The 10,416-nt window shown below is 43.8% G+C and carries 7 protein-coding genes and 1 pseudogene; 5 read left to right on the top strand and 3 right to left on the bottom strand.

Annotated features, from left to right (window positions below; genetic code table 11):
* Positions 1-67: 67 nt before the first annotated feature.
* The 5 genes and pseudogenes from L0J61_RS05450 to L0J61_RS05430 all read left to right on the top strand — a co-directional run.
* Positions 68-391 (top strand): annotated as a pseudogene (locus L0J61_RS05450) (type I restriction-modification system subunit M N-terminal domain-containing protein); the annotation flags it as partial.
* Between the two features lie 3 nt (positions 392-394).
* Positions 395-1,552: an SAM-dependent methyltransferase gene (locus tag L0J61_RS05445; RefSeq protein ID WP_301465326.1), complete on the top strand. Its 1,158-nt coding sequence runs from the start codon at positions 395-397 to the stop codon at positions 1,550-1,552.
* A complete protein-coding gene (locus tag L0J61_RS05440) occupies positions 1,542-2,873 on the top strand; it encodes a restriction endonuclease subunit S (RefSeq protein WP_301465325.1) in 1,332 nt (443 codons plus the stop codon). Before L0J61_RS05445 ends, L0J61_RS05440 begins: the two co-directional genes overlap by 11 nt.
* Before the next feature lie 52 nt (positions 2,874-2,925).
* Positions 2,926-3,612 (top strand): hypothetical protein, encoded by a 687-nt coding sequence (locus tag L0J61_RS05435; RefSeq protein ID WP_301465324.1) that lies wholly within the window; start codon positions 2,926-2,928, stop codon positions 3,610-3,612.
* Positions 3,613-3,658: 46 nt separating this feature from the next.
* Positions 3,659-6,859: a type I restriction endonuclease subunit R gene (locus L0J61_RS05430; RefSeq protein ID WP_301465323.1), complete on the top strand. Its 3,201-nt coding sequence runs from the start codon at positions 3,659-3,661 to the stop codon at positions 6,857-6,859.
* 132 nt (positions 6,860-6,991) lie between these two features.
* Here the strand turns inward: L0J61_RS05430 and L0J61_RS05425 are convergent, their stop codons facing one another.
* The 3 genes from L0J61_RS05425 to L0J61_RS05415 all read right to left on the bottom strand — a co-directional run bounded on the left by L0J61_RS05425 (position 6,992) and on the right by L0J61_RS05415 (position 9,978).
* The gene (locus L0J61_RS05425; protein ID WP_301465322.1) at positions 6,992-7,630 is read right to left on the bottom strand and encodes a phosphoadenosine phosphosulfate reductase family protein; all 639 of its coding nucleotides are present in this window, start codon (positions 7,628-7,630) and stop codon (positions 6,992-6,994) included.
* Positions 7,631-7,712: 82 nt separating this feature from the next.
* The gene (locus L0J61_RS05420; protein ID WP_301465321.1) at positions 7,713-8,300 is read right to left on the bottom strand and encodes a DUF934 domain-containing protein; all 588 of its coding nucleotides are present in this window, start codon (positions 8,298-8,300) and stop codon (positions 7,713-7,715) included.
* Positions 8,293-9,978, bottom strand: coding sequence for a nitrite/sulfite reductase (locus L0J61_RS05415; RefSeq protein WP_301465320.1), 1,686 nt, complete (start codon positions 9,976-9,978; stop codon positions 8,293-8,295). Before L0J61_RS05415 ends, L0J61_RS05420 begins: the two co-directional genes overlap by 8 nt.
* Positions 9,979-10,416: the final 438 nt, after the last annotated feature.

The raw sequence follows: 10,416 nt of genomic DNA, 5'->3' as shown, positions 1-10,416 counted from the left end.
TTAATACGCTTAGTTTACCAAGTTTACCTCTACGGTTTCTTCAGCATAGCTCAGTGTCGAGTCTTCAGAATATAAGCACATCGTTCTTAGCTTGATATTCCTCAAGTTCATCAGTGATACTTTTGAGCAGCAACGACAAAAACTCATCGATACTGGCTACGAGAAGCACATCGACATGGTGCCTGCCTATACTAAGGACAACGTCTTTTATTTGCCTGAGCCGAGCCGCTGGAGCCATATTCAGCAGCATGCCAAGCAAGAAGACATTGCGCTAAAGATTGATACTGCGCTGAGCACGATTGAAAAGACCAATCCTTCGCTCAAAGGCGCATTGCCTGATAATTACTTCTCTCGTTTAGGTCTGACTGCCAGTAAGCTAGCCGCCTTGATTGATGTGGTGAATAACATCGATACCATTGGTAATCCAGAAGAAGATACCGTCGGGCGCGTGTATGAGTATTTCTTGGGTAAGTTTGCCGCGACTGAAGGCAAGGGCGGTGGTGAGTTCTATACCCCTAAGTCTGTGGTCAATCTCATTGCAGAGATGCTAGAGCCGTATCAAGGCAAAATCTATGATCCGTGCTGCGGTTCGGGCGGTATGTTCGTGCAGTCAATCAAGTTTATCGAGAGTCACCACGGCAATACCAAAGACGTGTCTATCTATGGGCAAGAGTACACCAGCACGACCTACAAGCTCGCTAAGATGAACCTTGCCATTCGTGGTATTTCAAGCCACTTGGGGGATGTGGCAGCCGTTACGTTCTTTAAAGAGCAGCACGAAGACCTCAAAGCGGCCTTCATCATGGCAAACCCACCTTTTAACCAAAAGGATTGGCGCGCCTCTGATGAGCTAGTCGATGATCCACGCTGGGCAGGGTATCCGACACCGCCGACGGGCAATGCCAACTATGCTTGGATATTGCACATGATATCCAAATTGTCTGAGCACGGTACGGCAGGTTTTGTCCTAGCTAACGGCTCGATGTCTACCACTACCAGTGGTGAAGGTGAAATACGCCAGCAAATCATCGAGAACGACTTGGTCGATTGTATGATTGCGCTACCGGGTCAGTTGTTTTATACCACCCAAATTCCGGTGTGCTTATGGTTTATCAGTAAAGATAAACAAGCCAAGTCAGCGCATAGCCAAGCTCGCGGCTTACGTAACCGTAGTGGTGAGACGCTATTCATCGATGCTCGCGCTATCGGTAGCATGATTGATCGTACGCATAAAGAATTCACGACTGACGATATCGAAGCGATTGCTAAGACGTATCATGCATGGCGTGGTGAAGCGGAAGCAGGCGGTTATGAAGCTTATGCAGATGAAGCAGGCTACTGTAAATCAGCCAGTCTAGAAGATATCAAAGCCAATGATTATGTGCTCACCCCTGGGCGTTATGTAGGGGCTACTGCTATCGAAGATGATGGCATCCCGTTTGAAACTAAAATGCTGGAGCTAAGCCAAACGCTATACACACAAATGCAAGAGTCGCAAAAGCTAGACGCGACCATTCGTCAGAACTTGGAGGTGTTGGGTTATGGCGAGTGATTGGGAAGTAAGTACTTTAGGGGAGTTAGCAGAAATCGTTATGGGTCAGTCACCAAAAGGTGCTGACTGTAACTCTGACGGGCATGGCACACCTTTGCTAAATGGACCCACTGAATTTGGTAGTAATCATCCTCATCCTACACAATTTACAACCGACCCAAAAAAATTCTCTAAAAAAGATGATCTTTTATTCTGTGTACGTGGTTCAACGACTGGAAGAATGAATTGGTCAGATAAAGAGTATGCAATTGGTCGAGGATTAGCAGCATTTAGACATAAAAAAGGTAAAGAGTTTCAGAGCTTTTTAAAAGGGGTTATCGATATCAAGCTCCCAGAACTACTAGCTTCTGCCACAGGGTCTACATTTCCAAATGTGAGTAAAAACCAATTAAATGACTTGGAAGTTATCTTACCTCCACTTATAGAACAAAAAGCCATTGCTCATATTCTTGGTTCTTTAGACGATAAAATCGAGCTAAATCGCCAAATGAACGAAACTCTAGAAGCGATGGCGCAGGCGTTGTTTAAAAGCTGGTTTGTTGATTTTGATCCGGTAATTGATAACGCGCTGGCGGCTGGTAATGCTATTCCTGATGAACTGTTAGAGCGTGCTGAGCAGCGTAAAACGATTGAGAAAAAAGACAAGGCAGATATTCAAAAGTTATTCCCTGATGCGTTTGAGTTTACTGAGGAAATGGGTTGGATTCCGAAGGGGTGGGCTGTTGAGAAGCTTGAGCAAAAAATAGATGTACTAAACGGTTTTGCATTCAAAAGCAAAGATTACGTAGAAAAAGGCTTATTCGTTTTGAGAACAAAAAACTTTACTTCTCAAGGAGGTGTCGAGCTTTTAACTGATGATGTCTATCTACCTAATGAATTTAAAGATACTTTTTCTAAATATCTAAGTGAGCCTTTTGATTATCACCTTATTATGGTTGGAGCGAGTGTAGGCAACAGAGGCTTAATCGAGCCGCATCAATTGCCTGCATTAAGAAATCAAAACATGTGGTGTTTTAGACCTAAGCCTAATTCTGAAATTAGTAAGTCGTATGTTAAATACATGCTTGATTTCATAACCCCTCTAAAACTTGGACTTGCATCTGGAAGTGCTCGCGAGTTTTTTAGAAAAGGGGATTTTCAAACTCATCAACTTTGTTTGCCATCAAATTCTGTTCTGAATGCATTTGATCAGATTGCGTTTTCGTACCTTAATAAACAGGCTCAAAACAACTCAGTAAATGTAAGTTTATCTAAACTTCGCGATACTCTTTTACCCAAGTTAATGTCAGGTGAGTTGCGTATACCTGATGATATTTTTTAGGGTGCTTGGAAAGTATCCTACAGAATTTAAAATTAAGCGATAAGGTGCAAAAATGAAAAAGAACTATGCGCTGCCATTACTATTTATACTTATTTGCTATAGCCACAACGCTAATGCAGTTGATGTATATCCCAAGCAAGCGAATAGCCTGAAGTCGTATGAGTTTGGTCAGTTCGTCAAAGACTATATGCCTAATGCTAATGCTCCAAAAGTATGGAGTTTTAATACTAATGATTCAAAAATTATTTGGGACAAAGGCATTGAGAGAAACGAATACACTAAGCAATTTCAAAAAAATGGATATATACGGATAAACTTTGATAACTATAGCTTACAGGAATCATCTTATAACAATCCCAATAGTAAGGCTGAAGCCGCATGGGGGATTAGTTACTACGGAGATAATACTAAGAATGTTGATACGATAAGTATAAATCATTCTGAAGCTGCTGGAATGCTAAGCATATCTGAAAACGGAAAAGTTAAACCTTTTCATTCTTTGATTAAAAACGCTATTGTCTATAAACCCGTATGTCTTTACAAAATGTTTGGAGGGAATTATTCAATAGCTTATGAACTATCTTCACCAGATAAGAAAAATATATATCTACTTGAAACGAACTCAGAAGGTTCAGGCGGTCTCTCAACGTTCTATGATCTATTTGATAACAAGGAGAAATTGCTTGAATATTTCTTTGATGTTAGCGATAAAAATGAAAACGCTTGTTTGATTATCTAAATGAAATTTTGAATTATACTTAGGATTTCGCTCTAAACGCTAAATTATGAAAAAGGACGAAGCATTGAAATTCACCGAAGAGCGACTTGAAAAAGCCATTATCGAGCTACTAGCAGCCGAGGGCTACCCACATACGCTTGGTGAAGCGCTCGACCGCAATCCTAACGATGTGTTGATTAAGTCTGATCTTCGACACTTTCTAGCGACCCGTTATAAAGATGACTTGATCACAGACTATGAGATTGAGTCCATCATTCATAAGCTTGAATACCTTCCTGCCTCCGACCTTTACGATACCAACAAAGCCATCATGAAGCTTGTCGCTGATGGCTTTACCCTCAAGCGTGAAGACTATACCCAAAAAGACCTCTACATCCAGCTGATTGATTATGAGGCAGTCGATAATAACCGCTTTCGCATCGTCAATCAGATGGAGATACAAGGCTTTGAGCTGCGTATCCCTGATGGCATTCTTTATATTAATGGCTTGCCGCTGGTGGTGTTTGAGTTCAAGAGCAGCATCCGTGAAGACGCCACCATGTATGAGGCTTACGATCAGCTGACCACTCGTTATCAGCGTGATATTCCAGAGCTGTTTAAATACAATGCGTTATGCGTCATCAGCGATGGCGTCAACTCAAAGATGGGCTCGTTTTTTGCCCCTTATGAGTTTTACTACTCGTGGCGCAAAGTCACTGGCGATGAAAAGCTGGAAAAAGACGGCATTCATTCTTTATTGACCATGGTCAGCGGGTTGTTTGATAAGTCCCGACTGCTTGATGTCATTCATAACTTCATCTACGTGCCAGACACTTCCAGTAAGGAAGAAAAAATCGTCTGTCGTTATCCGCAGTATTATGCCGCCACCAAGCTATACGCCAATATCAAACGTCATATGAAAGTGGTGGATACGAATGGTGTGCTCGATGAAACCGACGGTGTGCGTGACGGAAAGGGCGGTACGTACTTTGGTGCGACTGGCTGTGGTAAGAGCTATACCATGCTATTTTTAGCTCGTCTGCTGATGCGCGACGTTCAGCTTGGTAGTCCAACCATTATCTTAATCACTGACCGCACCGACTTAGATGGTCAGCTATCTGAAACCTTTACCAATGCCAAGACCTATATCGGCGATGACAATATCATCAGTGTCGAGAGCCGAGCGCACCTAAGAGAGCAGTTAAAAGGGCGGCAGAGCGGTGGCGTGTTTTTGACCACCATTCACAAATTCACCGAAGATCTGGCGCTACTGACCAATCGCACCAACGTCATCTGCATCTCCGATGAAGCGCACCGTAGCCAAGTCAATCTACAGCAAAAAATCACCGTCACCGAAGACGGAGTAAAAAAGACCTACGGCTTTGCGAAGTACCTGCACGACTCACTGCCCAATGCCACCTACGTTGGCTTCACTGGCACACCGATAGACGCCACCCTTGACGTGTTTGGTCCAGTCGTGGACAGCTACACCATGGTCGAGTCGGTGTTTGATGAAATCACCGTGCGTATCGTCTATGAAGGGCGCGCTGCCAAAGTACTGCTCGATAGTAAGCAGTTAGAAGAAGTAGAAAAATATTACCAGCACAGCGTCGAGTCGGGTGCCAACGAATATCAAGTCGATAAAAGCAAAAAAGCCATGGCGAGCATGTCCACCATTCTCGGTGACCCTGACCGTATCAGAGCGATTGCCGAGGACTTTGTAACCCATTACGAAGCACGTGTGAGCGAAGGCACGACCCAAAAAGGCAAAGCCATGTTTGTCTGTAGTAGCCGTGAAGCTGCCTATCAGCTGTATGCAGACCTCATAGACTTGCGCCCTGAATGGGATGAGGTGCGAGCGTGTGAGGAAGGCACGACCTTATCAGAAAGCGATCAAAAAACAGTCATGCCGATGGAGCGAGTCAAGATGATCATGACTCGCAACAAAGACGACATCAAACCCATGTGGGACAAACTGGGTAATAAGCAATACCGCAAAGAAATCGACCGTCAATTCAAAAACGGCAAATCAAACTTTAAAATCGCCATCGTCGTCGATATGTGGCTCACGGGATTTGACGTGCCGTTCCTCGATACCATTTATATCGATAAACCCCTACAAAAACACAGCCTGATTCAGACCATCTCACGGGTCAATCGTAAGTTTGAAGGCAAAGAAAGCGGCTTGGTCGTCGATTACATCGGTATCAAAAAGCAAATGAACTTGGCGCTCTCGCATTACACTGGTGGTCAAGATCAAAATCTAGAAGATATCCAAAAATCCGTCGTGGTGGTAAAAGACCACCTAAACCTACTCGATACAGTGTTTCATAAGTTTGACGCCAGCCTGTACTATAAGGGTACGCCACTAGAGCAACTCAACTGCCTAAACGCCGCCGCTGACTTTGTGCTGCAATCCAAAAAGCTAGAAAAACGCTTTATGGATTTAGCCAAGCGTTTGAAATCCGCCTATGACATTTGCGTGGGGAGTAATGAGCTAACCAAAGCGCATAAAGACAAAATTCATTATTACCTCGCTATCCGTACCATCATCTTTAAAATCACCACAGGCGGCGCACCTGATACCGAGCAGATGAACCAAAAGGTGCGTGAATTGGTAAAAGACGCGCTATTGAGCGACGGCGTGGAAGAAATCTTTAAGTTAGGCGATAACAGCGACGGTGAGATCGATATCTTCGATGAAGACTACCTCGCCAAGATCGAGTCGGTAAAACAGCCCAATACTAAGCTGGAGCTGCTACAACAACTCCTCGCCAAAGCGATTGGTGAGCTGAAAAAGACCAACAAAGTCAAAGGTGTGGATTTCAGCAAAAAAATGAATGCCTTGGTTGAAAGATATAACGAGCGTGATGAAAATGATGTGCTACAGCCAAAGGTCATCAGCGACTTCTCCGATGAGATTATCAAGATATACAACGAGCTACGTCAGGAGATGGCATCCTTTGGCGAGAAGGGCATCAACTTTGAAGAAAAGGCTTTTTATGACATTTTAATCATGCTGGCGCATAAGTATGACTTTACCTATCCAGAAGACAAGCTGGTTAAGCTGTCCAAAGAAGTAAAAAAACTGATCGATGACAAGGCTAAATACACCGACTGGAACAAGCGCGATGATATCAAGGCTGAGTTACAGTTTGATCTGATGATATTGCTAGACGCGTGGGGTTATCCACCTGTCGATCCGAAGGAAGTTTATACTGAGATATTTGAGCAGGCTGAGAACTTTAAGAGGAATAGGGTGGTTTAGTATGCTTGCTCTTTAGGCAAATACAAGCCAGAGAAACCCATAAGCCAAAAGAAAGACCGCCCCTAGTGACTAGGAGCGGTCTTTTTTATTTTTACCAGCAGCAGCTATGGTAGCGATATTAATTTTTATCGACTATAGCTGTGTATGTAGACCACACTCACGGCTTTCTTCTACTTTGGTTGGATCGAAGTAGTCAAACTCGTTTGGTAGGTTGTTTTCTGCAAGATAAACATCCAAGTCAGCGTCAGTCTTCTCAAACAAAGGCGCTGCTTTTAATACACCGTCTTTTGATAAGCTAAGTACGTCTAGACCTTGGCGGAATTCAGTTTGGTCTTTACGAATGGCGTTGAACCATACGTCAGGTTTTAGCTCGCTCAATGCACGACGGAACGGCTCAAGTTTTACTTGTTCGGTAAACTCATCATGTTGTGGGTTATCGATACCTGGGATGCCGTTCATAGTAGCATCACGGTGGGCAGCCGTTTGCTTAGGGATATAAGTGATGACGTTTAGGTCCAAATCATTAATCAATTTGTTGGCAAAGTGATAAGTGGCAACGGTGTTATATCCTGAATCTACCCACAATACAGTGATGTCAGGGCGTTGCTTGGCGACCAAGTGTAAAATAGCTGACTCATAAGGGCGGAAATTGGTGGTGATGATTGGGTTTTTGGCTTGGCTTAGTGCCCATGCCACGATTTCCTCAGGCGACTTGCCATGTAGCTCTTGGTTGGCTTGGTCGATATCTAGGTTTGGGTGTAATTGGCTCATAATATGATCCTTAATAATCATTGATACAAAAAAGTTGGTTTAAGAGTGTGTTCGATAAATTGTGGTAGTGCGTTTAACCGGCTCAAAACATCGGTAAATCTGCGGCAGTGCGCCCGTCATAACTGCTGGCAAGCGCATTGAACGCTTGGCTAATATCAGAGATAGACTGCATATCGTGCTCGCTAAGGACAAAGCTATCGGCACCAGCGCGTAGTAGATAGGCAATTTGATCACGACCAAACTGACCCGCCATACGTATTTCACCTTGATAGCCGAGTTGACGTAGCGTTTGGGCAAAACTAAAGCCACGACCATCGGTAAAGGCTGGTATATGAATCACGATCAAAGATTGCGTTAACAAGAAGTCTGTTATGCCGACAAGTTGGTTGGTATCGGTATCTGACGTGATCCACACACCAAGACGGCTAGAGTGTTGGGCCATTAATTCAAATGCTTCGTGTACTAACCCGCCAGCAATCTTGCCTTCGACATCGAGTAAATCGCTAAGTGGTAGCAGTACATCAAGCTTCTCTTGTTTTTGTAGCAACTCGAGTAGTGATATATGTGCCAGAGCGATACCGTCTGGTAGCTCATTGGTACTCAGCGCCAACCAGCTATCACTATTGCTAACATCAAAACCTTCATTATTTAACACATGATGATTACCCATAGACCTTCTCCTTGAATGGGGCGATGCCGACACGGTTGACCATGTCACCGAAGCCTTCTACATCATTATCATTGCTGCCGCGTTGTGCTAAATAGACATCCAAAATCGTTTGTAGCGTACTTGCTACTTCATCAGCTGGTACGGCTTTACCTAATATTTTGCCAATCTTGGCATCGTTTTTAGAGTTACCGCCTAAACTGATTTGGTACCAATGCTCGCCTTTTTTATCGACTCCTAGGATACCGATGTCACCGGTATGATGGTGCGCACAGGCATTCATACAGCCAGACATATTCAGGCGTATATCACCTAAGTCGTATAGATAATCTAGGTCGTCGAATTGTTTTTCGATTTGCTCAGCGATGTTATGCGTGGTGGCATTAGCGAGTGAGCAATAATCCCAACCAGGGCAGACGATCATATCTGTTAAGGTGTTGATGTTAGCGCGTGCCAGATGCAGCTCTGTTAACTGCTCCCATAGTTCATACAAGTCATCGATTTGCACATCAGAAAAGACTAGGTTCTGTTCATACGTACTACGTAACTCACCGAAGCTGTATTTATCTGCTAGGTCGGCGAGGGCGTTCATTTGATCCGAATCAACATCACCTGACGGTACGTAAGTGCCATCTACCAAACCGGCCTTTAATGAAATCACGACAGCGCGATAGCCTGCGACTTTATGTGCCACTGTGTTTTGGTTGTACCAATTAGCAAATTTTTGATCTGCATCAAGCTGCTTCTGTAGCTCATCCTGTACTTGCAGCGCATCAAACTTCGTGTAGTCAGGTTCAGTAAAGAAGCTACTCGCTTTGTCAAAGTTCGCGTCGGTCAGCGTCAATGGTCCATCTTTGATATGGGCTTCCCACTCGGCATTGACCAGTTTGGCAAAGGCAGGACCGCCCATGCTATCGACCAATATTTTGATACGGGCTTTGTATTTGTTGTCACGACGACCGTGCAGGTTATAGACGCGCAATATCGCATCTAAATAGCTGAGCAGATGCTCACGGGGTAAAAACTTATTGATCACTTTACCAATAACCGGTGTGCGTCCCAGCCCGCCGCCAACGATTACTTCAAATCCTAGCTCGCCAGCCTCATTGGTTTTTAGATGCAGTCCTACATCATGTACCTGTGTCGCAGCACGGTCATTTTCAGTACCGATAACGGCAATCTTAAATTTACGTGGTAAAAACGCGAATTCTGGATGAAAAGTTGACCACTGGCGGATAATCTCGCAATAGGGGCGTGGATCAGCAATCTCTTCTTTATGAATCCCAGCATAAGGGTCGGTAGTGGTGTTACGAATACAGTTACCTGATGTCTGGATGGCGTGCATCTGTACTGACGCCAACTCTGCCAATATATCTGGCACTTCCTCTAGTTTTGGCCAGTTCAGCTGTATGTTGGTACGGGTAGTGAAATGCCCATAGCCCTTATCATACTTACGGGTAATGTCAGCCAGTTTACGTAGCTGATAGGTTGCTAACAGACCATAAGGAATGGCAATACGCAGCATAGGCGCAAAGCGCTGGATATAAAGTCCATTTTGCAAGCGCAGAGGCAAATACTGCTCTTCTGGCAGCTCGCCCGCCAAAAACCGTTCGGTTTGGTCGCGAAACTGGGCGACTCGCTCCTCTACAAGGGTTTGGTCAGCGTAATTATATTGATACATGACGTAATCTCAATTTTTGTTTTTTAAGCTTAAAAGCAGCGACGAAAATGATTTGCGTGTGTAGTTGATCTTATTGCCAATCGCAAGGTAAGCAATTCAGGTTCACATCATATAAGGTTGTGGCGGCAATGATAAATTCCTTTAAGACATATCCATATCCAAACACAGCATAATTTTAATTTGGACGTTGGATAGTTCGTCTTCGATAGTAAGGAAAGGAGGAGCGTTAAGGAGCGCTAGGGCCTAAGATTAGGGCCTGAGATTAATGGTTGTTCAAATCAAAAATAATTGCATTTAAAAACATTAATGTCCGAAAAAATCTTATCTACGAGTAGCAAGTGATTGATAGGGTTGAATATATTTTTATTATTCCATTTTGGTAATTAGATAAACTTATTTGTCATTAAATATAATAAGTAGGCACTGTTAGCATATGTG

This window comes from Psychrobacter sp. (assembly GCF_030457785.1).
In the GTDB taxonomy this organism is placed as follows: domain Bacteria; phylum Pseudomonadota; class Gammaproteobacteria; order Pseudomonadales; family Moraxellaceae; genus Psychrobacter.
Note: the sequence above shows the minus strand (reverse complement) of the source record. Positions and strands in the feature narration are given on the sequence as shown.

What these genes read in the sequence shown, in the direction of transcription:
- L0J61_RS05440 (WP_301465325.1), top strand. Translation starts at nt 1,542, where the DNA reads ATGGCGAGTGATTGGGAAGTAAGTACTTTAGGGGAGTTAGCAGAAATC.
- L0J61_RS05435 (WP_301465324.1), top strand. Translation starts at nt 2,926, where the DNA reads ATGAAAAAGAACTATGCGCTGCCATTACTATTTATACTTATTTGCTAT.
- L0J61_RS05430 (WP_301465323.1), top strand. Translation starts at nt 3,659, where the DNA reads ATGAAAAAGGACGAAGCATTGAAATTCACCGAAGAGCGACTTGAAAAA.
- L0J61_RS05425 (WP_301465322.1), bottom strand. Translation starts at nt 7,630, where the DNA reads ATGAGCCAATTACACCCAAACCTAGATATCGACCAAGCCAACCAAGAG.
- L0J61_RS05420 (WP_301465321.1), bottom strand. Translation starts at nt 8,300, where the DNA reads ATGGGTAATCATCATGTGTTAAATAATGAAGGTTTTGATGTTAGCAAT.
- L0J61_RS05415 (WP_301465320.1), bottom strand. Translation starts at nt 9,978, where the DNA reads ATGTATCAATATAATTACGCTGACCAAACCCTTGTAGAGGAGCGAGTC.